21 protein-coding genes are annotated in these 23,787 nt (G+C 41.0%); 12 read left to right on the forward strand and 9 right to left on the reverse strand.

The features are described from left to right. The first annotated feature begins 25 nt into the window (after nt 1-25). Genes ACWU4D_RS03855 through ACWU4D_RS03865 form a run of 3 tightly spaced genes read left to right on the forward strand, consistent with a single transcriptional unit; the run spans nt 26 to nt 2,396 of the window. The gene (locus ACWU4D_RS03855) at nt 26-1,351 is read left to right on the forward strand and encodes a peptidoglycan DD-metalloendopeptidase family protein (RefSeq protein WP_456050075.1); all 1,326 of its coding nucleotides are present in this window, start codon (nt 26-28) and stop codon (nt 1,349-1,351) included. 47 nt (nt 1,352-1,398) lie between these two features. Next, a complete protein-coding gene (locus ACWU4D_RS03860) occupies nt 1,399-1,749 on the forward strand; it encodes a hypothetical protein (RefSeq protein ID WP_456050076.1) in 351 nt (116 codons plus the stop codon). 20 nt (nt 1,750-1,769) lie between these two features. After that, nucleotides 1,770-2,396, forward strand: coding sequence for a fumarylacetoacetate hydrolase family protein (locus ACWU4D_RS03865; RefSeq protein WP_456050077.1), 627 nt, complete (start codon nt 1,770-1,772; stop codon nt 2,394-2,396). Nucleotides 2,397-2,402: 6 nt separating this feature from the next. Here ACWU4D_RS03865 and ACWU4D_RS03870 read toward each other — a convergent pair whose 3' ends face one another. Then, on the reverse strand, nt 2,403-4,112 hold the full coding sequence (locus tag ACWU4D_RS03870; protein WP_456050078.1) for a phospho-sugar mutase: 1,710 nt from the start codon (nt 4,110-4,112) through the stop codon (nt 2,403-2,405). A gap of 305 nt (nt 4,113-4,417) precedes the next feature. On the opposite strand from ACWU4D_RS03870, the gene aroG reads away from it, so the two are divergent. After that, nucleotides 4,418-5,476: a 3-deoxy-7-phosphoheptulonate synthase AroG gene (aroG, locus tag ACWU4D_RS03875; protein WP_456050079.1), complete on the forward strand. Its 1,059-nt coding sequence runs from the start codon at nt 4,418-4,420 to the stop codon at nt 5,474-5,476. 73 nt (nt 5,477-5,549) lie between these two features. Here aroG and ACWU4D_RS03880 read toward each other — a convergent pair whose 3' ends face one another. Further along, entirely contained in the window at nt 5,550-6,860 is a 1,311-nt protein-coding gene (locus ACWU4D_RS03880) for an MATE family efflux transporter (RefSeq protein WP_456050080.1), read from the reverse strand. Between the two features lie 230 nt (nt 6,861-7,090). On the opposite strand from ACWU4D_RS03880, the gene ACWU4D_RS03885 reads away from it, so the two are divergent. Beyond that, nucleotides 7,091-9,451, forward strand: a complete 2,361-nt coding sequence (locus ACWU4D_RS03885) for a Lon protease family protein (RefSeq protein WP_456050081.1) — start codon at nt 7,091-7,093, stop codon at nt 9,449-9,451. A 124-nt stretch (nt 9,452-9,575) separates the two neighbouring features. Here ACWU4D_RS03885 and ACWU4D_RS03890 read toward each other — a convergent pair whose 3' ends face one another. Continuing rightward, nucleotides 9,576-9,962, reverse strand: a complete 387-nt coding sequence (locus ACWU4D_RS03890; protein WP_456050082.1) for a DUF2850 domain-containing protein — start codon at nt 9,960-9,962, stop codon at nt 9,576-9,578. A gap of 222 nt (nt 9,963-10,184) precedes the next feature. On the opposite strand from ACWU4D_RS03890, the gene ppnP reads away from it, so the two are divergent. Continuing rightward, on the forward strand, nt 10,185-10,466 hold the full coding sequence (ppnP, locus tag ACWU4D_RS03895) for a pyrimidine/purine nucleoside phosphorylase (protein ID WP_456050083.1): 282 nt from the start codon (nt 10,185-10,187) through the stop codon (nt 10,464-10,466). Between the two features lie 87 nt (nt 10,467-10,553). Here ppnP and ACWU4D_RS03900 read toward each other — a convergent pair whose 3' ends face one another. After that, on the reverse strand, nt 10,554-12,068 hold the full coding sequence (locus ACWU4D_RS03900) for a DUF3612 domain-containing protein (RefSeq protein ID WP_456050084.1): 1,515 nt from the start codon (nt 12,066-12,068) through the stop codon (nt 10,554-10,556). Nucleotides 12,069-12,223: 155 nt separating this feature from the next. On the opposite strand from ACWU4D_RS03900, the gene ACWU4D_RS03905 reads away from it, so the two are divergent. Further along, the gene (locus tag ACWU4D_RS03905) at nt 12,224-12,802 is read left to right on the forward strand and encodes a hypothetical protein (protein ID WP_456050085.1); all 579 of its coding nucleotides are present in this window, start codon (nt 12,224-12,226) and stop codon (nt 12,800-12,802) included. Here the strand turns inward: ACWU4D_RS03905 and ACWU4D_RS03910 are convergent. Together ACWU4D_RS03910 and ACWU4D_RS03915 are read right to left on the reverse strand one after the other, a co-directional pair. Next, nucleotides 12,799-13,821 carry a diguanylate cyclase gene (locus ACWU4D_RS03910; RefSeq protein WP_456050086.1) on the reverse strand — a complete coding sequence of 341 codons (1,023 nt, stop codon included), beginning with the start codon at nt 13,819-13,821 and terminating at the stop codon, nt 12,799-12,801. The genes ACWU4D_RS03905 and ACWU4D_RS03910 overlap by 4 nt on opposite strands. Nucleotides 13,822-13,981: 160 nt before the next feature. Then, entirely contained in the window at nt 13,982-14,905 is a 924-nt protein-coding gene (locus tag ACWU4D_RS03915; RefSeq protein WP_456050087.1) for a chemotaxis protein, read from the reverse strand. Nucleotides 14,906-15,106: 201 nt separating this feature from the next. On the opposite strand from ACWU4D_RS03915, the gene ppiC reads away from it, so the two are divergent. The 3 genes from ppiC to ACWU4D_RS03930 all read left to right on the forward strand — a co-directional run bounded on the left by ppiC (nt 15,107) and on the right by ACWU4D_RS03930 (nt 19,057). Continuing rightward, nucleotides 15,107-15,385 (forward strand): peptidylprolyl isomerase PpiC, encoded by a 279-nt coding sequence (gene ppiC / locus ACWU4D_RS03920; RefSeq protein WP_456050088.1) that lies wholly within the window; start codon nt 15,107-15,109, stop codon nt 15,383-15,385. Nucleotides 15,386-15,850: 465 nt separating this feature from the next. After that, a complete protein-coding gene (locus ACWU4D_RS03925) occupies nt 15,851-16,726 on the forward strand; it encodes a formate dehydrogenase accessory sulfurtransferase FdhD (RefSeq protein ID WP_456050089.1) in 876 nt (291 codons plus the stop codon). Between the two features lie 18 nt (nt 16,727-16,744). Beyond that, complete coding sequence (locus ACWU4D_RS03930; protein ID WP_456050090.1) at nt 16,745-19,057, forward strand: FdhF/YdeP family oxidoreductase; 2,313 nt, start codon at nt 16,745-16,747, stop codon at nt 19,055-19,057. A 226-nt stretch (nt 19,058-19,283) separates the two neighbouring features. Here the strand turns inward: ACWU4D_RS03930 and kdgK are convergent, their stop codons facing one another. The 3 genes from kdgK to ACWU4D_RS03945 form a co-directional block, all read right to left on the reverse strand. Then, a complete protein-coding gene (gene kdgK / locus ACWU4D_RS03935; RefSeq protein WP_456050536.1) occupies nt 19,284-20,210 on the reverse strand; it encodes a 2-dehydro-3-deoxygluconokinase in 927 nt (308 codons plus the stop codon). Between the two features lie 215 nt (nt 20,211-20,425). Continuing rightward, nucleotides 20,426-20,683 (reverse strand): hypothetical protein, encoded by a 258-nt coding sequence (locus ACWU4D_RS03940; RefSeq protein WP_456050091.1) that lies wholly within the window; start codon nt 20,681-20,683, stop codon nt 20,426-20,428. 91 nt (nt 20,684-20,774) lie between these two features. Next, nucleotides 20,775-21,260, reverse strand: coding sequence for an acyl-CoA thioesterase (locus tag ACWU4D_RS03945; RefSeq protein ID WP_456050092.1), 486 nt, complete (start codon nt 21,258-21,260; stop codon nt 20,775-20,777). A 247-nt stretch (nt 21,261-21,507) separates the two neighbouring features. On the opposite strand from ACWU4D_RS03945, the gene ACWU4D_RS03950 reads away from it, so the two are divergent. Further along, a complete protein-coding gene (locus ACWU4D_RS03950) occupies nt 21,508-22,086 on the forward strand; it encodes a class I SAM-dependent DNA methyltransferase (RefSeq protein WP_456050093.1) in 579 nt (192 codons plus the stop codon). Between the two features lie 944 nt (nt 22,087-23,030). Beyond that, nucleotides 23,031-23,747 (forward strand): carbonic anhydrase, encoded by a 717-nt coding sequence (locus ACWU4D_RS03955; protein WP_456050094.1) that lies wholly within the window; start codon nt 23,031-23,033, stop codon nt 23,745-23,747. Nucleotides 23,748-23,787 lie beyond the last annotated feature (40 nt).

A 23,787-nucleotide genomic window follows, 5' to 3' on the forward strand; every position in this document is an offset into this window, starting at 1 on the left:
TTTTATTTAAATAGGAGTTAGAACAGTGACTAAAGCGATTTCAGCACGCTTTTCTGTTCTCACAAAAGTTCAAAAAGTAGCATTATTTGGTTTACCAATATTAGCTGCTGTCGCGATACATAGCCCTATCGCAACCGACTCATCTGCACGTAAAGAGCTTGTTCTCTCTCTCTCAGAAAATCAAATCGTACAGAATGTTATTGACGAAAAGTTAGCCCAAGAGGCTGAAGACTTAGCGCCTCCAAGTTTTGAGTATCAAATTCAGAAAGGCGATAGTTTAAGTGAAATATTCAGTCGTCTAGGGTTTAATTACTCTGATTTAATGCAAATCATGGAAGCGGATCTCACCATATTAGCGTTAGATACTTTAAAGCCAGGAGACAATCTGACCTTTTGGAAAGGTGAAGCTGGCGTCGTTCATGAAATGGCGATTCAGCTGAATTTGGCTGACAAGGTAATTTATAGCCGAAACCTTGATGAATCCTATACTGCCAATAGTATTTCACTTCCAGGAACATGGGACACCAACGCTCGAGCAGGCGAAATCTATGGCTCTTTTTCTCAATCTGCGAACCGAGTTGGAATTAATAGCATAGAAGTTGAACGAATTGTGTCTTTATTTAAGGATAAGCTCAATTTCAGCCGTGATATTCACAAGGGCGATCGCTTTGAAATTGTTCAGTCCAAACAATATATTGATGGCGTACGTTCCGGGAAGTCTGAACTTAAGGCGATAAAAATTATCACACGCGGTCAAGAGGTTGGTGCGTATTTGCATAGCGATGGCCAGTATTATGATAAGGATGGCCAAAGTTTACAAAAAGCGTTTCAGCGATACCCAATGAGTAAACGTTGGCGCATCACTTCTGGTTTTAATCCGAAACGGCGTCATCCAGTGACTGGTCGTGTTTCTCCACATAATGGCACCGATTTCGGTACCCCCGTTGGTATTCCGATTGTTTCTATTGGTGATGGGCGAGTTGAAGCGGTACGTAAACATCCGTATGCAGGCAACTACGTCGTGATTAAGCACGACAATACATACACCACTCGGTATCTTCATTTAAGTCGCATTTATGTATCGAAAGGGCAAAAAATATTTAAGGGCGAAAAAATTGGTTTATCAGGAAAGTCAGGGCGAGTAACAGGTCCTCATTTGCATTTCGAGTTACTTGTTAAAGGTCGTGCAGTGAATGCAATGAAAGCAGATATACCAATGGCAACATCGATTTCTAAAAAAGAGATGCCTGAGTTTGTTGCTCATCGAGATGAGCTAGATCTTCTTATGAATAATCAAGCTCTGGAAGTCGCTGCTAACGAGGGCCCTGTGCCACTACAAGAATATAATTAATCATCAAAAGGCGTGATCATCACGCCTTTTTTATTATTAGGTATACTATGAATCAACAAGCATTCTCAGCTTTAATCAAAGATGCAAATCAAATGAAAAGCTTACCTTTGGTTTTGGCGTATTTGCAGCAAGTCGATGAGTTAGACATTGTCGAAGTCGCCAACTCGTTAGCTGGACAGTTTTCAATCGCCGATGTGGATGGTGAAAAACGTATTTATCATGTTACGACCGAACTCAATGATGAAGGTGTCGAGACTGAGTACGTAGAGCACGTAATGAATGAAGATGATGATTCTATCGTCTTTATATCTTGGTTTTTTGAGTCCTATTTCGATATGAAACGAAAAGACATCTATTCCGCAGCAGGGCGAACGTATCAGCAACCTAAACGACACTAAATAATAGGATTAATGGCAACATGGATGTGAAATTAAAAAGTGTTCAACTCGATGGAACGACCTATCAGCCGAACAAAGTAGTGTGTGTTGGGCGTAACTATATGGAACATATTCGAGAGTTGAACAATGCTGTTCCCGAAAGTATGGTGCTGTTTCACAAAACAAATAGTGCTATTTCTCATAAGCTGCATTCATTTCATCAAGAGCAACTTCACTATGAAACTGAGATCTGTTTCTTGGTTAAGAACGGCGCCTATTGCGGAGTCGGTATTGGTTTAGATTTGACCAAGAGAAAGTTGCAATCGTCGTTAAAAGATAAGGGGTTACCTTGGGAACGCGCGAAAGCATTTGATAACTCTGCGGTACTAAGTCGCTTTGTTTCACTCGATAGTATTGATATTGCATCGCTAAATTTAGAGTTACTTATCAATTGTGTGCGAGTGCAGTGTGGTTCGGTCGATCAGATGATTTATTCTCCGAATGCCATATTGGACGAAATTCAAAGCTATACCAGCTTATATGACGGTGATGTAGTGATGACAGGAACGCCTCAAGGGGTTGGTGTGGTTCAATCGGGCGATATATTCCTTGCACGTTTAAAATCAGGCGACCGCACTCTACTTGAAATTGAGTGGGTCGCACAATAAATTCAGTTAATTCAACAGTGCTTGTATCGAGGCTTGATGTTGATCGATTAACGACGCTAACTGAGTTTGGGCCTGCTGTTCTTCAATCCAGAAATCGTTTTCTGTGTTGTAGCTTGTGATCTGTTCGTAATAGCATTTGAGTTTTGGCTCAGTACCAGAAGGGCGGACAATGATACGAGTTTGATCTTCTAATATATACACCAATACATCACTTTGGGGTAGGTCGATAGTACTCGTAGTGCCATCTTGGTATGTCACTTGGCTGGTCTTGTAATCCAGTATCGCGGTGACGTTTTGCTGTGCAATGGTATTTGGTGGTTGTTGGCGTAATCGTTCTCCAACCGAAGGTGAGCCTGCTGCAAGACGGAGGCTTTTTTGTACGGTCGTATGCAAGCCATGTTGTTGATAGAGTGCAGCAAGTTGATCCCAGATCGTCATATTTTGTGACTTTAGCTTATCGATCAGCTCGATAAATATCACTAACGCGCTTAATCCATCTTTATCCCACACTTTTTCTCCTGCGGCGTACCCTAGCGCTTCTTCATAAGCAAACAGGAATGGTTTGGAGTCGCTGCGTTTATTCATTGCGATATTTGCCAACCATTTAAAACCGGTTAGCGTTTGATAGTAACTTGCGCCATAACTCGTCGCGACTTTTTCGAGCAAGCGAGATGAAACGATGGTGTTACCGACCCAAACATTAGCTTGGCTTTTCGAGAGCAGATGATTTGCTAATAATACACCGACCTGATCACCGGTGAGCATTTTAAAGTCATTCGTCGGTGTTCTTACAGCTATGGCGAAGCGATCAGCATCTGGGTCATTGGCGATGGCAAATTCGGCATCAATTTGGTTGGCCAACTCGATGACGAGATCCATAGCTCCCGGCTCTTCTGGGTTCGGGAAGTTCACTGTCGGAAAATGACCATCGGGCTCGCGCTGACTCGCAACAGTATGAAGCTCACATAACCCTTGGTCTTGAATGAGCTGTTCAGCGATATCCGCGCCTACACCATGCATTGGGGTATAAGCGGCTTTAAATGCAGTGGTTCGGTTTTTGTGGGATGAATCACTTAAGACCATCACTTGATAATCTGTGAAGAATTGATCATCGAGCCAGACTAATTGTCCGTTACTTTCCGCTTGGGCTAAATCTGAGAGTGGTATAGGGGCAACAGACGCTAAATCAATTGCTTTTGCGATTCCACTATCATGAGGTGAGATGATTTGAGCACCATTGTCCCAATAAACTTTAAATCCATTATCTTGTGGCGGATTATGGCTTGCAGTTACAACGACGCCTGCGGCCGTATTAAGATGAGTGATACCAAAAGCGATGGTTGGTGTCGGAGATACTTTGTGACTTAGGTATACTTTAATCCCTAATGCGAGCATGACTGATGCGGTGTCATAAGCGAATTGCTTTGACAATAAACGTCCGTCATATCCGATAATAATGCCTTGCTCAGCCGCATTTGGTGTTGATTCGAGTAAATATGTTCCAAGTCCCAGAGCGGTTTCTTGGATGACTAAACGGTTCATTCTATTTGGTCCCGCACCGACTTCACCACGGAGCCCTGCGGTACCAAACTGGAGGCGACTCGAAAAACGTTTTTCTATTTCAGACCAACGTTCTTGATTGATCAGAGACTTCAGTTCCTCTCGAGTGGTTTTATCCGGATCGCGTTCTAACCATTTCTCTACTTGAGTATTCATGCTGTGCTTTAGGCCATATATAGGAATAATGTATAGATACTAACGGTAATATTTCAGTCTGATCAAATGTTAAATAGCAATATGGTGACTTTTATGTGACGCAAACGTTTAGCTAGGGTGTAAAATTTTTTGTACATTTCAATTTGTATGTAAAAATAGCAATACTATTGCCTTTTATTAAAAAAAATGATTGAAAAAATTAGATGTTATCGTTACCTTAGCCACATCATGGTTATGGGCATCGTTTTTTGTTCATACTGGAAGTTCAAGATAAAGCAATTGAGTTGTAGAGGAAGAATCCACAAATGTTTAAAAATGATGATGTAAGAATTAAACGTATAAAAGAGCTATTACCACCAGTTGCTATCTTAGAGAGATTTGCTGCTACAGAAGTATCAGCGTCAACGGTATATAACGCACGTGAAGCAATTCATAACATTTTGACTGATAAAGATGACCGTTTGCTTGTCGTTATTGGCCCATGTTCTATTCACGATCCAGAAGCAGCGATTGAATATGGTAAACGTCTAAAAGTATTGCGTGAAGAATTAAGCGATGATTTAGAAATCGTGATGCGTGTTTATTTTGAAAAACCTCGTACTACAGTGGGCTGGAAAGGTCTAATTAACGACCCTTACCTAAACGATACGTATAAAATCAATGATGGTTTACGTATTGGCCGTAAGCTCCTATTAGATCTAACGGATATGGGGATGCCGACTGCGAGTGAATTCCTAGATATGATCACCCCACAATATGTGGCCGATCTTATCAGTTGGGGTGCCATTGGAGCTCGTACCACGGAATCTCAAGTTCACCGTGAACTCTCTTCAGGCCTTTCTTGCCCAGTAGGATTTAAAAACGGCACTGATGGCAATATTCGCATTGCAACGGATGCTATTCGTTCAGCAAGCGCGTCTCACCATTTCTTATCGGTAACAAAATTTGGTCACTCAGCGATTGTAGAAACAGCAGGTAACCCTGATTGCCATATTATTTTACGTGGTGGTAAAGAGCCAAACTACAGCGCGAAGCATGTTACAGAAGTAAAAGAGCAACTTGAAGGCATTGGTTTACCTCAGAAAGTGATGATCGACTTTAGTCATGCCAATAGTTCAAAGCAGTACGAGCGCCAAATGGTAGTGGCACAAGATTGTGCTGATCAACTTGCTGCTGGCGAAGATGCTATTTTTGGTGTGATGATCGAGTCTCACTTAGTCGAAGGGCGCCAAGATTTATGTGATGGTGTTGCGGCAACTTACGGTCAGTCCATTACTGATGCCTGTATTGGTTGGGAAGATACTGAAAAAGTATTGAGAACGTTAGCAGATGGTGTGAATGCTCGTCGAGCAACCAAAGCGTAATTTTTCAAGCACCAAAAACCAAAATATACATAAAACCCTCGCAGTGTGAGGGTTTTTTGCGTTAGAAGGCGTATTAGGCTGGTATGCTCTTCAAGGCTCGTTGGTAGATAATCCAAGCAACGATTCCTGCCATTACATTGCCAAAGAAAGCGCCGTAGAATAGCCCCTGAATTCCAAAGAGTTTTGCTCCTATCCATAAACATGGGAGGAAAAAGACAAATAAACGCAGTGCTGAAACGGTTAGAGCTGTATAAGGTCGACCAATAGCATTGCACGCCGAAACAAGTAGGATACAAATCCCGAGAAAGCCGAGGCTAAAGGGAACTAACGTTAGGTGCCAAGTCAATATCGATTGAACTTTGATATCACTCGTCATTAAGGCTGTCATTGGTGAAATCATGGCAAGAGTGATCAATGCAAGCGCGGTTTGATAGATCAGAATCGATTTTGCTGCGATGGCGACGAGTTGACGTATTTCACCAATGTTGCCTTCACCTAGTCGCCTTCCTATCATTGGTGGCATTGACATTGTTAAAGCTAATACTGGCACAATAGCAAAAAATTCAAAGCGAATAGCAACAGCCCACGCGGCAACCGCAGCAGCTCCAAAGCTGGCGAGTAGTTTTGTCGCTAACACCGCAGATAGAGGAGGAAAGAGCTGGCTAATCATGGCGGGTCCCATAATATGGAATATAGAACTGAGGCTACGACGTAAATTTAACCCCTTCCAGTCAAAAACCATCCAGCGGTTGGTGACCACTCTGGGAGCGACGATTACAATTCCGAGCCCGAATGAGATAATTGTCGCCCATGCCGCACCTTGAATTCCCAAGTCAAAATAGAATATAAAAATGGGGTCTAAGGCAATGTTTAGAACACTAGTCACAACCATCATGCTACCTGGAAGTACAGTATTTCCGTTGGAGCGACAGACACTGTATAAGAAATATAAAATCGACCCTAACCAAGCTCCCGCTAACCAAATGATCCAATAACTGTCGATTATCGCGTAGAGATTTTGTGGTGCATCGAGCATCGAAAGCAGGATATTCCTGAATAAATAGATGAGCAATGCGATCACACCGATGCTGAATGTTCCCAAAGTTAGTATTAGAGCTCCAAGCTGCTGCGCATACTGGTTTTTTTTCTCACCAATGGCTTTGGATATGACAGATGTGGTTGCAATACCTAGCCCTACCTGAATACCAATAATGATCATTTGCATAGGCATGGTGAAGCCTTGAGCAGCAAGTGGTAAAACACCAAGTTGGCCGATAAATGCACTGTCGACTAATTGAAAGCTCATTAAAGACAGTACGCCAAATACCATTGGCCAAGTTGTGTGTACGAGTTGACGTGAAAGAGAAGTAGTTTGTGACTGCATGGGTTGCCAAATTAGGTGATCGAGTTCGAAAGTGAGCTGCGAATAGAACTATAGCATATTCGCGAACCGAATCGATTTCGCTATTTTGGCTTAGTTAAGTAGAGAAACTATTCCCTATTGGCTATTTTTTGTTCACTCAGTAGCCATTCGGCGCGAAATCACTAAAATTTCAACAAATTACATTTACACTGATAATATAAATTGAGATTGGTTCTCTGGAGAGGTGGATTATGACGAGTAGACGATTAGAAGCAGAACAGTTGTATCGCAGTATGCCGTTTGAACAGTTAGCTTATAAATCGACAAAGGAATTGCCACCAATTGATGAGATCGTTGGACAAGAACGTGCTCAAAAAGCGGTTGAGTTTGCGATGTCTATCAAGGAGAAAGGATACAATATATATGCAATTGGGCGTAATGGTTTGGGTAAGCGAACCATGGTATTACGTTATTTAAATAGGCATAAACATGATCCAAACGATCTGTTTGATTGGTGCTATGTTTCTAACTTTGAAGATATCCGAACGCCTAAGATACTAAGGCTGCCGCCAGGAGTCGGGAAGTGCCTTCGTGATGATATCGAAGCATTAATGACGAAGTTGGTGACTGCTATACCTTTGGCATTTGATAATGAACTGTATATTACTCGAGCCGATAAGCTAAAAAATGATCTTGCGGTTAAACAACAAACCGCTCTAGAGTCGATCAGTAAAAAAGCGGAAGAGCGTGGTGTCAGTTTGGCGATGACGCCACAAGGTGATTATCAGTTTATCGCGTTAAATGGTGAAGAGCCTCATACCGAAGAAACATTCAATGCGTTATCAGAGAAAGAGCAAGATAGGCTAGGTGATACCATTGACGAGCTTGAGGTTGTGTTACGAACCATGGTTCGAGATCTTACCGAGTTGGACGATACATTTAGTGAGAAAATTACAAAGCTAAATGAAAATGTCACTCTTGATGTCATTAACCATATTATTAAGCGTCTTAAAAAACAGTATTCCGAATATTCCGAAGTTAAGACCTACCTTGGAGATTTGAAGAAAGATCTTCTTCAGAATTACGATTTATTTCTAGATGATGTCAATGAACAAGGCGAGCTTGCGACCGCGTCTATGGATAAAAAATTGCCGCGTCGTTATAAAATTAATGTGCTTATCAATCACAAAAAAGGCGAGTTTCCAATAGTCGTTGAGGACAACCCGAATTATCACACCTTATTCGGTAGCATTGAGACGGCAACATACAAAGGCACCGTATTTACCGATCTCTCTCTGATACGCCCAGGAAGTCTGCACAAAGCCAATGGTGGCGTCCTGCTAATTGACGCGGTAAAAGTATTGGAGCGCCCTTATGTATGGGACGGATTAAAAAGAACGCTACGTTCCCGTCAAATTAGCTTAACGTCTCTAGAGAAAGAAGTAACGCTATCTGGCGCTGTTTCTCTCGATCCTGAACCGATTCCATTGGATGTAAAAATAATTCTTTTTGGTGACTATCATACCTATCAATTACTCACCAATTACGATCCTGAGTTTAGTGAGCTGTTTAGGGTAACGGCGGATTTTGAAGATGAGATGCCTCGTCATGAAGAGTCTGAACTTCAATACGCGCGTTTTATTTCCAGTTTTGTCCATGATAACGGTTTGTTGCATTGTGATCGCAAAGCCATCGCTCGCATCGTCGAACACAGTTCTCGTTTAGCCGGTGATCAAAATAAGTTGTCTCTTCATTCGGCAAACATCGCCAATTTATTACGTGAATCAAACTATGTCGCGCGCCAAGCAAATTCGACAATGATTCGTCTTGGTCATATTGACGAAGCGCTGCATAACCAAGAGTTGCGCGTGAATCGTATGCAACACAACGTGATGGAATCATTTATCAACGGGACGACATTGATCGAAACTGATGGCAGTGCTGTTGGTCAAGTCAATGCATTGTCTGTGCTGCAAACGACTGATCATGCTTTTGGTATTCCAAATCGTATAACGGCGTCAACGTCATATGGCGATGGTGATATTATTGATATTGAGCGCAGCGTCGAATTGGGAGGCAGTATTCACTCTAAAGGCGTTATGATTCTTTCCGCTTATCTCAATTCGGTATTTGGTAAAACCGCGAGAGTGCCGCTGAATACAACGATTACCTTTGAACAATCCTATGGTGGAGTGGATGGGGATAGCGCGAGCATGGCGGAGTTCTGTGCGATTGTGTCGGCGTTTTCCAAGCAACCGAATCGGCAAGATATTGCGATAACCGGATCAATGAATCAATTTGGTGAAGCGCAACCGATAGGTGGTGTAAATGAGAAAATTGAAGGCTTCTTTGATGTATGTGTGATCAAGGGGCGTCATTCTGCACAGGGGGTCATCATTCCTCGTTCAAATAGTCACAACTTAATGTTACGTGATGACATCGTAAAAGCAGTACATAAGAATGAGTTTCACATTTGGGCAATCGATCATGTCACGGAGGCGATAGAACTGTTTACTGGCAAGGTCGCTGGCCAGTCGAATGGTGATGGAAGCTACCCCGTTGATTCGGTATACGGAACGGCGCAAGCTAAATTAAACTCGCTACGTAAATAACCTGTGATTTTGAACGTAAATAAACGGCATCCATTAGGGTGCCGTTTATTTATGGTTAGATAGATAAATAGCGAATAAATAATTGATATAGAAATTAATTATCTACTTACTCTTATTTAGACGCTTACATACCTATTTTATTGGGTTTGTAATCATTTAAGCTATCTTCATAGCCCATTTTTATTAACCTTTGAGTTGGTTGCGGCGGGGATTTTCGCTCAAGCTGAGGTGAAATAGTTGACCCATTCCATTCATAGTGAAACAGTCCTTCGCCGGTTTCAAAATATATATTTGAGCCGTCAAACTTGAACTTGGACGCGACTAAATGATCGTTACGTAGAACTCGTGATGATGAAAATGTCAGAATTTCCTGGCGATTCTTAGGGACTTGCACCTCAACCCAACGTCCATATATGATTGATGGATCAGCTGGAGTATGCAAAGTTTTATATAAAATCACGCCGCTTATTGAAAGCATCACCAAGCCTAATAGCATTAATAGTTTTTTCAATCGATTTACCACTTATTTATCGAGGATCTATATTAGTTCAGCAGACAATCTTCAAGTCGGCAAGTAATTGGTGAAATAAACGATTATATGTCTATCGTTTTCGTTGAGCGTATTATTCTCAATATATTATGGTGTGGCTATTGTGAATCAAAGGTGAATGAGTTAAAACATGCTGCCAAAATAAGCGTGTGAATAGCGGTTATGCTAACAAGGATGAGAAAAATGATTAAAGAAAATGTGTATTTTGAAGGTAATGTTAAGTCACTGGCTTTTGAACAGAATGGCGCGACGTCATCTGTCGGGGTTATGGATAAGGGGGAGTATACGTTTGGTACAGCCGCACCAGAGCGTATGTCTGTCATTTCGGGAGCATTAACAATTAAACGTGTTGGTGATAGCGAGTGGACGACATTTTCTTCAGGTGAGAGCTTTGACGTGATTGGTGATTCATCATTTGATCTTAAGGTCGAGATCCCAACAGCGTATCTATGCGAGTATTTATAAACACCTTTTTATGGGTTTTTATAGCAGATCGGTTTAGGCGAAGAAAAAAGAGAGGCTATATCCATTGGATAGCCTCTTTTTTTAAACTTATTTATCTTGTTCGTAACAACTCGGTTGGCGAGGACATACGTTTCCTCGGGAACAAATTAAACGAGCTTGATTGACCAAGCCTCGTTCTATCCAATTGATATTTAAAATTTTCCCGACAGTGACTAAGTCTTTCTGAATGGAAGATGGAACGGTTGTTGATCCGCCATTAAGCGCACAGGATTGTTTTAACTGTTCTGCAACCGAAGATGAATCCCACCCTTGAGCATCTATGGCTGGATTGAGATCAATCCCAGCACATAGCACTCGATTGTTTCCCGCGGCATCAGAAACGTTTAATGACTCGCAGCAGTAGATTCTAGGTTTGCCATCGACTTCTAAAATAGAAATTTGAGCTGAACTTGTTGGTTGTGGTTGAGACAGTTGGCGAAATACAGCCCAATGTTGGCAAGGATCATTTACCGTTCTCATATTTCCCCACGGTAAAGGAATCCCATTGCCACGATAGACGGCTTTTAACTTTCCTTGGCCATAGGCATCAAAATAATGCCAGTGTGGGTATGGAGAGACAGAGGTCATTCTCCGCATGGCAACAGAAGGTGAGACCCCAACTTTTTTGTGAACATTAATATCATAGCTATGACGGTCGAGTAACTGTCTAAAAGGAACTTTGGGGCACAATAAAGCTCCGGCAAAAAAACTCGATTCAAAATCACGCCAAGCTTTCAATATATCTTGAGATTTCAGGTTGTAGGCCGAAGAATTATCTGCGTGTAGCTCATCATGATGACTATGACCAATAGAAAGGATGGTGTGGAATTCATCGATGTTATGTAAGATCGCATGTCCAATATATACCGCTAAGTCGTATTTTAGTCGCGTAGGGTATTGCAACATAATTTTGTTTACATAGATGCATTTAGGTGGTTCAAAATAGGATGTAACCAACTGCTTTGCAGATACACCAAGCAGGTTGGTTGTTGATTCGGGAGCTTTATCGAACCATTTGATGCTGATCCCCTGACTCTTAGCCATTGCTTGTAGATCTTCGACCGATAAATTTAAGCGTTTGAGTCCTATTTCTTCTGCTGCTCGCTCTAAATCGGGGAAGTGATTTTGTAGGTTTTCCTGGTGGGCTCGAATCAAAAGCTGGGCAAACTGTTTCCCCGTTACGCCGGTTTGTGACAGCATTTCTGGGATGGCTATCTGCAATATGTCATTTGAGAACAGAAAACTCGGCTCTAGGGCAATACCATTAATCCCACCTCGGCTCCCTTTATCCGGAGTGATGTCATTGTTTTCAGGTTCGTCATCTAAAAACCATTTTGGAGACTTTTGAAACACTTGGGCGACGACTTCTAACATCTCAACACTTGGAACTCGTTTTCCACGTTCTATCATCGATAAATAAGAGACCGAAGGTGCATATTCCGCATTGATACGGACGCATCGTGTGGAAAGATCTTCCATCGTGAGATGGTTTCGCTTACGTAGATTGCGAATTTTTGTTCCTAAAAAGTGAGACTGTCTGATTAAGCTTTTAGATATCGCCATTTGTAAAATTCACATTGTAAAATTTTTGTTGTGAAATTGTACATTAAATTCGTGTAGCTTAAATAGTAAGCCAATTCACAAAGCGGTGAGACATCACTTTAAATCATTTGAATTTGTGAATTAGCAAACAATTTTGTCTAAGAGAGGGCGTGCACATGACTATACAATTATCGAATCCAATAACTGAAATGCAGCATAAAAATCAAGCGTTGCACTGTGTGCATGTTGACCAGCAAGGAACTAACATGGACATTGATCAGCAACAACGAGCAAAACGTGTGCTTGATCGCTTATTTCCTCTAAATGATAGAAGTCACTCAGAGGTATGCAGCTACCGTATCGATATGAAGCATATCGTGGCTTGTTTTAAAGATGGTCAACAGACTGGCTTGAAGTACCCTGGTCATTTTGTGGCATATATTGGTGAGCGCGAAAACCCTGATTCACTTTTATTGCGTCAGCGCGATGGTTGCTATGTTGAGATTATGCTAGGTCGTCAAACGGGAAATGGGAAGCTTCAGGACAGCTATTTGGTTGATGTTCAAATGGAGACCCTCTCATACATGATGGTTCATGAGGAAAATACTCCAATGACTTGCCGTGCCCGGTACTGGGTAAGTTTATTGCGCGATGATGTTGATTCTAAGCCTTGTGTTTCGCGTGAAGATCGTGAGTTCATTAGTAAAAACTGCTCGGAATTTACTTTGTACGCGAATGATTTAAATGTTGATTAGAGCATTGGCATGACTCGGTTTCGGCCGAGTTTTTTTGCCTCATACATCAAACTGTCGGCTCGTTCAATAAATGAATCTATAGAGTCATCTGATTGAACCTGAGCAACGCCAAAAGACGCAGTGATTGTGCCTACCATGGTGCCAGACTTACGATCTTTTATTGAAATCTTCTCAAGAGAGCGACGAATATTATCGGCAAACTGTCTTGCCATCGGTAAAGTCTTGTTAGGGATAATAAGCGCGAACTCTTCCCCACCATATCGATAAGCGGTGATTTGATCACGACATAGCGATGACATTCTATTGCCGATTGCTTTTAGCACCGCATCACCAAACTGGTGACCAAATTGGTCATTGAATGATTTGAAGTGGTCAACATCGAGAATAATGAGGCATATCGGCTTATTTGAGCTCGTTACCATAGCGATGTCGTAATCAAACGACTGACGATTTTTCAAGCCAGTTAAGCTGTCGAGAAGTGATTGATGTTTCACTTGCTCTAATTGATCTTTGAGTTGTTCTATTTCTTTACTTGAATTGGTTAATTTCGACTCAAGGTCTTTAGTTGAATGACTGAGGTCTTGAGTTTCGGATATGACTTTTTTAACTAGCGAAGTGATTTCCTCAACGGAAAACTTACCGTCTTCAATTTGCTCTAAATTTTGACAGCTTTTTTCTAACTGATTCGAGAAAGTAGAAGTTTCATTGATGGTGTCGCTCATGGAATTAGAGAGTTGAAGTAACAATTTTTCGACACTGGCCTTAAGGTCGCTAAACTCAGTTTCGTGCTCTTGAGCGATGAATTGTGAATAAAGACTATTATTGACACTCGGAGGACAGTTACCATATTGCTCAACAGTGAGATCAATCGCTTCATTTAGCTTTGGGTGAGATTCTTCCACATAAGTGTACCAAAGTGCGTAATTTGCAGGGGTCGTTGGTACCTTATACTTCAGCATCAAGGGCACTGTTTTTTTCAAATTTTCTGCTGAACGCTTAAATTCGTCTTGAATACTCATTGAAATCACTCTAGTCACTGTCACTGTTCTAAATTAATTTTATGCCAATTGGATAAATCTATAAATTGTATATAGGTAATCTGGTTCTAATTGTTCTCAATATCAATTTGTTACCCAAACAGGATGGATCAGAAATTGTATAAATAAAGTGTAGTCGCTTTTATTGCTCTTGTTGCATTGTTTTTGTGTTAAGTTTTTCGGCTCCCTTTAGCATGGCATGAACGAGTTCATGAGCATTAAACTTCTCAAGGGCATCTTGTGCGCCTACTTGCTTGGCTCGATCAACACAAATTTCGCTCGAAAGTGAAGTATGGAGGATGGTATAGGCGTTATTGATCATCGCATCATTTTGAACTTCAAATGCCAATTCATATCCATCTAACCCCGGCATTTCTATATCGCTTACTAGAATATCTATACCTTGGCCCATTTGAGATAGCTCTTTCATCTTTTCAAGTGCTTCAAGCCCATTATTGCAAACACAATAAGGAATATTAATGAATTCAAGCGCATCAGAAAGTTGTTTTCTGGCGATGGAAGAGTCGTCTACCAACATAATGTTAAACGGCTTTAATTTTTCTCTGTCGACATCAGATAAGATTGCGCGTTTAGTTGATTCTTCTTGAGGGTAAATTTTAGACAGTAAGAGTTCGACATCGAGTAGCTGAATCAGTTTTTCTTGATAACGTGTGATTCCCGTGACGAAAACATTGTGTCCAGCCGTATCCGGTGAGGGCTCGATTGATCGCCAATCACATTCCACTATTTTTTCAATAGTTCGAACCATAAATGCCACCACTTTGCGCATACAATCAGTGACAATCAAATAACAGTTTTTATATTCACTTGGATCAATACGCCGAAATCCGATCGCTGCAGCCATATCAATAACCGGGATAGTTTTATTTCGCACTGTCACTGTCCCAATTACATGTTGGTGAGAGTACGGTATTTGAGTCATTGGGAGGAAAGAAATGATTTCTCTTATTTTTAATGTTCCCATTGCAAAATGATGCCGTTGACTATTTAGAGTAAACATCAACATTCCTTGAGACTGATGTGTTTTACTTGTGATTTTGGACATGACTGTGACACCTTAATTGTCTTATTTTTAATACTAATGGATAATCCCCAGTCTTCAAATGATTCTGTATTTATCTCCTTTTTTATTGATCTCGCAACGACTCGCTTGTATTGCATATCGCTTTTGTAAGATCAAAGGATTTGAGGATGACATTTATGAGTAAACTCCATACACTTACGCGGTTAAAAAAGGAGAACACCAATGGCAACGACAGCAGCTGCATTGCATATTTTAGTGAAACACAAGAATCAAGCTGATGATATTGTTAGTCAATTGAAGAAAGGGGCTAAATTTCATGTGCTGGCAAAAAAACACTCCTTATGCCCATCGGGTAAGAAGGGGGGTGATTTGGGAGAGTTTAAACGTGGCCAAATGGTTCCTGCGTTTGATAAAGCCTGTTTTAATGGGGAAGTGTTAACACCACTTGTCGTAAAAACTAAATTTGGTTGGCATGTTATTAAAGTGCTTTACCGTACATAGTTTGCATTCACTAGAGAGGTTGATGCTCAATTCTTAATTCAATTACAGGATAGTTCTAAGCTAACTAAATAATCTGCCGTACGCCCTCTCTGTCTTTTTCTGCTTATCATCAATTTCCCCGAGCCCATACCATGAGTTCATCCTCATACGGTATGACTTACATCGCCAGTAACCAATGTCGAACCACAGGTAGACTCCATGTGTAAACGAGTAAGAAATAGCCTGTGGTAGGTTTGTTTCCTTTGGGCAAATGTTCAAATTCTGTAGGTAGCGAGATTGTGATGTAAGTGTGAAAAGCAATGTTATTAGATACCAGTAGATGTTAGAAACTGTTAGGTTAAACTTTACTCAAATGTTTCATAAATATTATTAAAAACTCGGTGTTTTTATTGACGGATTTATATGTAAGGAGTAACTTACGCAATAAATTTCGTATGGGGCCTCAAACCTTAAAGAATGGTGTCAATGCAATCAGATAGCGCAAATCAATGGAACAATGATGATCCTGTTTCTCTTAAACGGGTTTCTCGAAAACGTTATCAGAAAGGTAAGGGGTACAGCCTTAGTCGTGACACTCTTATTGTAGAAGAGCCATTACAAATAAGTATTGAATGGACTTCTAATGGTCACTCGCAGTGTGAATTGTGGAGTATGACGATGAGGACCCCCGGTGACGATGAAAATTTAGTGTATGGTTTGCTTTTAAGTCATAGCGTTATAAAGCGTTGGTCTGATATTGATTCAATACGTTACTTTGATGATCATACGAGTCATGCGATGAATCATGTTGTTGTAATCTTAGTAGCTGATATTGAACCAAATTTGTCGATTTCTAGTCGTCGTAACATGAGCACGTCCAGTTGTGGTGTGTGTGGCGCGACGTCTGTCCGAACACTTCAATTTATGACTCGTAGGGCGATTGATAAAACCGAGAGTTGGCTGTCACCGAGTGATGTGTTGAGTTACTCGTCCTTACTCGCTGAGCATCAATTTCAATTTCATGAAACCGGCTCTGTCCATGGTGCCGCTTATATGATTGATGGGGAATTGAGCGCTGTTGCTGAAGATATTGGTCGTCATAACGCACTAGATAAATTATTAGGGTTTTTGTCTCGCCAACAACAGTGGCACCCTCGTGGTGTTGTGGTTTTGACAAGTCGAGTCAGTTACGAATTAATGCAAAAAGCGGTGATCTCTGGTGTTGCCGTTATTGTATCGGTTGGAGCGCCTTCAAAAATCGCGCTGGATATTGCCCGTCAGTTCGATATTACGCTTATTGGTTTTACCACAGCGGAACACTTCAATTTATACAACGGGTACTGGCGAATGAAGCCAGAATAATGATGAGAAGATAATTAGATGAGTTATAAAGAATATTCCGGATCGGCTGGTGGTTGGGCTGCATTAAAATCAACTACGCAACATCTTTTTAAAAGCGAAAATGTCGCTAAGAACATCGTGAATTTATTTCGTGCCAATCAAGATAGCGGCTTTGATTGCCCGGGTTGTGCTTGGGGTGAAAAAGGCGTTCCTGGACGATTTCGCTTTTGTGAAAATGGTGCGAAGGCCGTAAACTGGGAAGCAACAACTCGCCGAGTTGGGCATGAATTTTTTGCCAAATATTCCGTGTCTTGGCTGAATAAGCAAACCGATTACTTTTTAGAGTATCAAGGGCGTTTAAATGAGCCGATGCGCTATAACCCTGAGACGGATCATTATGAGCCGATAAGCTGGGATGAAGCGTTTAATGTCGTCGCTGAACATCTAAACCAACTTGAGAATCCGAATCAAGCTGAGTTTTATACTTCTGGTCGAGCAAGTAATGAAGCCGCGTTCGTATATCAACTATTTGCGCGTCGTTTTGGGACCAATAACTTTCCAGACTGTTCAAACATGTGCCATGAAGCAACGGGCCACGCACTCATTGAATCAATCGGTATCGGCAAGGGTACGGTAACGATCGAGGATTTTGAGGTTGCCGATGCTATCTTCTTATTTGGACAAAATCCGGGAACCAATCATCCTCGTATGTTGGAAACCTTAGCATCCGCAAACAAGCGTGGTGCTCAAGTGGTCGCCTTCAATAACCTTAAAGAACGTGGTTTAGAGAGATTTACCAATCCTCAACATCCACTTGAGATGCTGAGCAACGGCTCCACGCCAACCACCAGTCACTACTTTATGCCCAAATTAGGTGGTGATATGGCCGTGGTTCGCGGCATGGTAAAAGTTTTGTTGGATTTACATAAGCAAGCGGTGGAGAAGGGCAAAAATGTATTCGACCTCGAATTTATTGAGCAACATACAGACGGGTTGGATGATTATCTAGCGACTGTTGAGGCTACGCCATGGGAGCAGATTCTAGATCAGTCGGGATTGAGTAAAGATGACATCGTGCAGGCCGCGGATATTTATCACAATGCCAAGACTCGCATTGTGACTTGGGCGATGGGCGTTACTCAACATAAGCACTCTGTGGCAACCATTCAAGAAATCGCCAATTTACAGCTACTATTTGGTCAGATTGGTAAACCGGGCAGTGGTTTGTGTCCAGTGAGAGGTCATTCGAATGTGCAGGGCGACCGTACTGTTGGTATAAATGAAAAACCGCCGGCGTTATTGCTCGAAAATCTTGAAAAAGTTTTTGGCTTCAAGCCGCCCACAGAATATGGGCATAATGTCGTCAATGCGTTGCAAGCAATGAGTAAAGGCGAAAGCAAGGTGTTTATTGGTTTGGGTGGGAATTTAGTCGCCGCTGCACCGGATACCGAACGAGTTATGGAAGCAATGCATCAGTGCCAACTGACCGTAAATATTGCAACCAAACTTAATCGTAGTCATGTTAATCCGGGAAAAGATTCCCTCATTCTGCCTTGCTATGGGCGAACTGATATTGATATGCAAGCAAATGGCGAACAAAAAGTCACGGTAGAGGATTCGTTCTCCATGGTACATGCATCCGCTGGAAGAATGGACGCATCAGGAGAAAACATGCGTTCAGAAATCGCTATTGTGTCGGGTATGGCTAAAGCGACTCTTGGTGAAAATAATCCCGTTTGCTGGCAATCATTGGTCGATGATTACAGCAATATCAGAGACTACATAGAGAAGACCATTCCTGGTTTTACTCAATTTAATCAACGCTTGGATATTCCTGGCGGATTTTATTTAGGAAATAGTGCTCGGGATTTGGTATGGAATACCCCACAAGGTAAGGCTCAAATTTGTAGTCATGAATTGCCAGAAAATATCCTTATTTTTGATGCACCAAGTTCCTCTAAGAAGCCTGTGTTTGTAATGCAAACGATGCGTTCTCATGATCAATATAACACAACGGTATATGGATATGATGATCGCTATCGCGGGGTATTTGGCGAGCGAAATGTTGTTTTTATGCATCAAGCAGACATCGATAATTTAGGGTTGAAATCCGAACAATTGGTTGATATTGAAACACTGTGGACAGATGACAAGAAGCGAAAGATACACGGATTTAAAGTCATTCCTTACCAGATTGCAAAAGGGAATGTTGCCGCGTATTTTCCCGAGGCAAATGCACTGATTCCATTGGAGAGCGTTGGTGAATTTAGTGATACTCCAACATCCAAATCAATAGCGGTTGTCATCACGCCAAGCGAGGTCAGCCGGTTAGATAAGAGCGTCGACTCATGAGGTGATAAGCCCTGTGAGTAGCCAAAAAAAAGAGCCCATATAAATGGGCTCAAAATAAAACAAAACAGAAAATTTAATCACTACATTTAGGCACAAGCTTGATCGGCATGTCGATCAAACCTATGACTTCTTTAACTAGCAGAGCTAGTTCATCTCATTTTGGTTACAAAAATGAGAACATTTGGTTCGTTCAAGACAACTTCAATGTTTCTTTGTCTTAAACACTTTAAATATGTGGCATCGCTTCTTTAGGGATAATAGCACCAGGGTATTGGATCACGGTTCCCGCTAATAGGTGACCAGCTTGTGCTGACTCAATAGGTGTACCGCCTGTTACTCGTTTGGCTAGGTAACCTGCGCTAAATGAGTCTCCCGCTGCAGTTGTATCGACAACGTTAGATATTTTGTTCGCGGCAACCATGTGCATTTCGCCATCGACGACGACAAAACATGCATCCGCACCTCGTTTAACAACAATTTCTGTCACACCGAGCTGTTGAGTACGTTCAATCGCTTGTTGTTCATTATCATCACCGTAAAGCATCACTTCATCATCAAATGTTAAGAATGCGCAATCGGTTAATGAGAGCACCTGACGATAGGCCTGCTGAGCTTGTTCGGTAGAGTTCCAAAGCTTTGGACGATAGTTGTTATCAAAGGCGATTTTACAGCCGTTATCACGACAACGTTGAAGTACGTCGATTAGTGAACTTAGGCACTCTAAAGGCAAGATCGCAAGGCTAATCCCACTGAGATAGATCATATCAAACGTTGAAAGTTGAGTGACGAGAGCATCAAGGTCTGCTTCCATTAGCCAAAATCGCGCTGCGGAATCATTTCGCCAGTAGTAAAAGCTACGTTCGCCATCATCTTGTGTTTCAATCGTATAAAGACCAGGAAGCTTGGTTTGAGAACGAAGTACCATCGATATATCGATATTCTCTTTTTTCCACTGATTCAACATTTCTTCACTGAAAGGGTCGAGGCCCAGACCCGTTAAATAAGAGGTTGAAACATCTTTCTCGTATGTCAGTCGCGAAAGGTAAAGAGCAGTATTTAGAGTGTCGCCGCCAAAACTTTGTTTGTACAGCTCACCATGTTGTTGAAGTTCAACCATACATTCGCCGATAACGGCCACGCGCTGTTGCTTTATCACTGCTCTTTACTCCGGAATATCCATTCTTTGAAAGCTATTTTATATTTTTAAAAGAATAAATCAATATTTTTGAAACGATGATTTAATTTTATTTTTTGATGTGAAAAATCTCAGTTGAGTAGAATAAGATGAACAAGCTGATTTAATATGACAACGTCGTGGTCATTTAGCTTCTAAAATAACTTTTGTCATGCTGGGGTATAACTTAGTGACTATTGATCTCTTTTGATCTCTTGATTTGAAGGCGCACACCCTAAATGTTGAAGTAGTACATATAGGCTAACTTGTTTTAGTGCAACCCGACGGAAAAGGTTGGCAAATATATGATCACCACCAAAGCAGTTGTTAATATATTTATTGATTTCTTCTGGCGTGTACCCACTAACGTAAAGCGAGCGAACCCATTGATATTCAACTGATTGTTGGTCTTTTAGTGTATTAATACTGAGAGTGATTTGAGGCGTTTTCAAGCCAAGGTACCTTCAAAAAATCCGAACGAGCAAATAATTGACCTATTAAAGCAAAATTAAATGACCGTTCGATGACAGAAGGAAATTCGCTTTATTGGATGGATTTTAAGTATTTAACGTGAGCTTCCATCTCTTCTCCAATCTCTTTTCTCATATTCATAAGCTTAATGGCTGACTCTCTAAGAGCGATATCGTCGGGGTCGGTCGGTTTCCACTCTGGGACACTGGTGGGTTTGCCTTCTTCGTCAACGGCAACCATGATAACGATACAGTGGGTAGTGAGGCAGTTTATGAGTGTTTTGGGATCGCTAGCTTGGACGTCGATCGCGATATGCATAGAACTTCGTCCGGTGTAAACGACTTTGGCGTTAACTTCTACTAAACTTCCTACCGTGATGGGCTTTACAAAGCGGATACCACCGGCATATGCAGTGATACAGTATTTACCGCTCCATGCTGCAGCTCCAGCATATGCTGCTAGATCAATCCATTTCATTACCGCGCCACCATGGACTTTTCCACCGAAATTTACATCGCTTGGCTCGGCAAGAAAACGTAGAGTCGTTTCTCTTTTCATTATTCACTTCCTTTCATCATTTACTTACACATAACAAATGAGCCATGTTTTTGTAAACTAAGTATAACTTACTGTTCGTAAGGTGTTGGGAGAAATTATGTCAAATGATAAAATTAAAGGGGTAAATAGTTGGGACTCAATGAGCATTTCTGAGCTAAGATAGTGACTTAATACTATGAAGTTAGTCTTATTTTGGTTTATTCTTTTATTTTAAATGATGACATGACCACCTTCAATGGAGACCACGATGGCGAACCAGTGGGATTTGCTTGCTGTAGATTGGGAAGATAATCCCGAAAATATCGAGTTAGCTGATAAGGCGTCTGCTTCACTTGGCAGTGTGATGGATTTAGCGGGAAAGCACATTTTAGACTTTGGGTGTGGTTCTGGTCGCTTAAGCCAATCAATTTCTCCTCAGGTTAAATCAATCATCGCACTAGATTCATCGGAAGCGATGATTGAAGAGTTGGATACGAAAGAACTATTTAATGTCGAGCCTGTCGTTGATTCGTTAACTCGAGGCCTCGTTGCTCAGCATCCAGCCTTTCGAAAGCAATTTGATGGGGTGATTGCATGTGCAGTGTGCAGTTATCTCGACAACCTATCTGAAGTATTGGCCATTATCTATTCACTGTTAGATAAAGGTGGTGTATTTGTGCATTGGGATTGGGTCGCTGATGATGAAGACGGATTCGGCTTAGGGCTGATAGAGATGCAAGATGAGTTGATTCAAGCTGGCTTCTCAGAGGTATCGGTTACTCAACCATTTAAAATAAATACGCCTAAAGGCATGCAAAGTATATTAATGGGTATAGCTCTTAAGTAGAGATATCGAACAGATATTAAATGTGATAAAGGTCACATTTTCATGTAAATTTACGGATATATAATTATCTTTTTGGAATCCAATACGCATATTTATAACAAATTTTAGCTTCAACTTGTATTTCATTTCGATGTTCACGTTTAATGGATCAGATGATTCGAGATTACTTAGAAAAAGTATCGATCAAAAATATTCAAATGTTGACTAACAACATTGGCTAGAGCACTAACTAAAATAATAATCATAGTAGAAATAAAAAAGGATCTGTTGAAAAACAGGTCCTTTTTTATTGCCTGTCCCGTTCTAAATATTACTTATCATTCCAATAAAAAGTCGAGTGGTTATTTTGTCAGAGTATATGAACGATGGTTTCGCTACGATCGCAAAGAGGAGTTCAAGCGATTTGTTTGAAAGCAATTATGGCTGGTAAAAAAAGAAAAAAAACCAACCACAAAAAGGTGATTGGTTATATTAATTGTGAACAAGTGGCGTTCACTAACAACGTCAGTTGGCTAGGTGACCCTTGGCTTAATAAGGGTCATAGTACATAAAGCATATAGTGTGCCAAGTTTATTTCTTCCTAAGTCGTTGACCATTCGTCGTAATCAATCATTCATCAAATATAATTCGCATTTTGCAATTGCAAAATGCGAATTATGTCGCGAGTTGCACATGGTTATTTTGTTTTTTGCATTTTACTTACAGAGTTTTTTCATATTGATTAATCGCCGGAAAAAATAGTGTGTTCAAATGAATCGGGTTGCTAATGAAATCTTATTTTTCAAATGGTTATCTATTATCGACGAATAATGTTGCGGTATTATCATATGCCTTCAGTAGCGCACGTGTTATTGAATCACGAACACTCCCTTTAAGATGATTACCATCGCTCATCATGATGACAATACATGGTGATGACTTAAAACTAATTTTTGGACCATGAAATGAAAAAACTAATTTTGGCTGTATCTCTAACTTCTTTATTTAACGTTGCTCAAGCATCAGAGTGGGGTTACGAAGGCGCACATGGCCCTGAGCACTGGGATAAGGTATCTCAGACTTGTGCAACTGGTGTAAACCAAAGCCCAATTAATTTAAATTCAATCACAGACGCTAAGCTTGCGCCATTAGATATTCAATATACGGGTTCAGTGACGGCCTTGATGAATAATGGTCACACGTTGCAAGCAACGATTGAAGGAAGCAATACATTATCTATTGATGGTCGAGAATTCGAATTGAAACAGTTTCACTTCCATACGCCTTCAGAAAATCAAATCAATAACAAATCTTATCCTTTAGAGGGACATTTTGTTCATGCTGATAAAGATGGCAATCTAGCGGTAGTGGCTGTGATGTTCGATATGGGTAAGAAAAACGAACAACTGGCTAACTTAATTCAAACACTTCCTAAAAACGGTGAAACAGTGACGTTGGCTGAGTCATTTGATGTGAAAGATATGCTACCGGAATACTCTTCATATTACCGTTTTAATGGTTCTTTAACGACACCACCGTGTAGCGAAGGCGTGCGTTGGTTTGTATTAAAAAATGCTAAGTCGTTATCAGATAATCAAGAGCAGTTAATGAGCGGTGCTATGGGGAAAAATAACCGTCCATTACAGGCGATCAACGCTCGTGTTGTATTAGGTAGCAACTAAAACTTTTTTGTTATGCAGTTAAACTAAAAAGACCATAATG

It is taken from the genome of Vibrio phycocola (genome assembly GCF_053850235.1).

Excerpts from the sequence above, each read along its gene's own strand:
- ACWU4D_RS03860 (WP_456050076.1), top strand. The coding sequence starts at position 1,399 with ATGAATCAACAAGCATTCTCAGCTTTAATCAAAGATGCAAATCAAATG.
- ACWU4D_RS03865 (WP_456050077.1), top strand. The coding sequence starts at position 1,770 with ATGGATGTGAAATTAAAAAGTGTTCAACTCGATGGAACGACCTATCAG.
- ACWU4D_RS03870 (WP_456050078.1), bottom strand. The coding sequence starts at position 4,112 with ATGAATACTCAAGTAGAGAAATGGTTAGAACGCGATCCGGATAAAACC.
- aroG (WP_456050079.1), top strand. The coding sequence starts at position 4,418 with ATGTTTAAAAATGATGATGTAAGAATTAAACGTATAAAAGAGCTATTA.
- ACWU4D_RS03880 (WP_456050080.1), bottom strand. The coding sequence starts at position 6,860 with ATGCAGTCACAAACTACTTCTCTTTCACGTCAACTCGTACACACAACT.
- ACWU4D_RS03885 (WP_456050081.1), top strand. The coding sequence starts at position 7,091 with ATGACGAGTAGACGATTAGAAGCAGAACAGTTGTATCGCAGTATGCCG.
- ppnP (WP_456050083.1), top strand. The coding sequence starts at position 10,185 with ATGATTAAAGAAAATGTGTATTTTGAAGGTAATGTTAAGTCACTGGCT.
- ACWU4D_RS03900 (WP_456050084.1), bottom strand. The coding sequence starts at position 12,068 with ATGGCGATATCTAAAAGCTTAATCAGACAGTCTCACTTTTTAGGAACA.
- ACWU4D_RS03905 (WP_456050085.1), top strand. The coding sequence starts at position 12,224 with ATGACTATACAATTATCGAATCCAATAACTGAAATGCAGCATAAAAAT.
- ACWU4D_RS03910 (WP_456050086.1), bottom strand. The coding sequence starts at position 13,821 with ATGAGTATTCAAGACGAATTTAAGCGTTCAGCAGAAAATTTGAAAAAA.
- ACWU4D_RS03915 (WP_456050087.1), bottom strand. The coding sequence starts at position 14,905 with ATGTCCAAAATCACAAGTAAAACACATCAGTCTCAAGGAATGTTGATG.
- ppiC (WP_456050088.1), top strand. The coding sequence starts at position 15,107 with ATGGCAACGACAGCAGCTGCATTGCATATTTTAGTGAAACACAAGAAT.
- ACWU4D_RS03925 (WP_456050089.1), top strand. The coding sequence starts at position 15,851 with ATGCAATCAGATAGCGCAAATCAATGGAACAATGATGATCCTGTTTCT.
- ACWU4D_RS03930 (WP_456050090.1), top strand. The coding sequence starts at position 16,745 with ATGAGTTATAAAGAATATTCCGGATCGGCTGGTGGTTGGGCTGCATTA.
- ACWU4D_RS03945 (WP_456050092.1), bottom strand. The coding sequence starts at position 21,260 with ATGAAAAGAGAAACGACTCTACGTTTTCTTGCCGAGCCAAGCGATGTA.
- ACWU4D_RS03950 (WP_456050093.1), top strand. The coding sequence starts at position 21,508 with ATGGCGAACCAGTGGGATTTGCTTGCTGTAGATTGGGAAGATAATCCC.
- ACWU4D_RS03955 (WP_456050094.1), top strand. The coding sequence starts at position 23,031 with ATGAAAAAACTAATTTTGGCTGTATCTCTAACTTCTTTATTTAACGTT.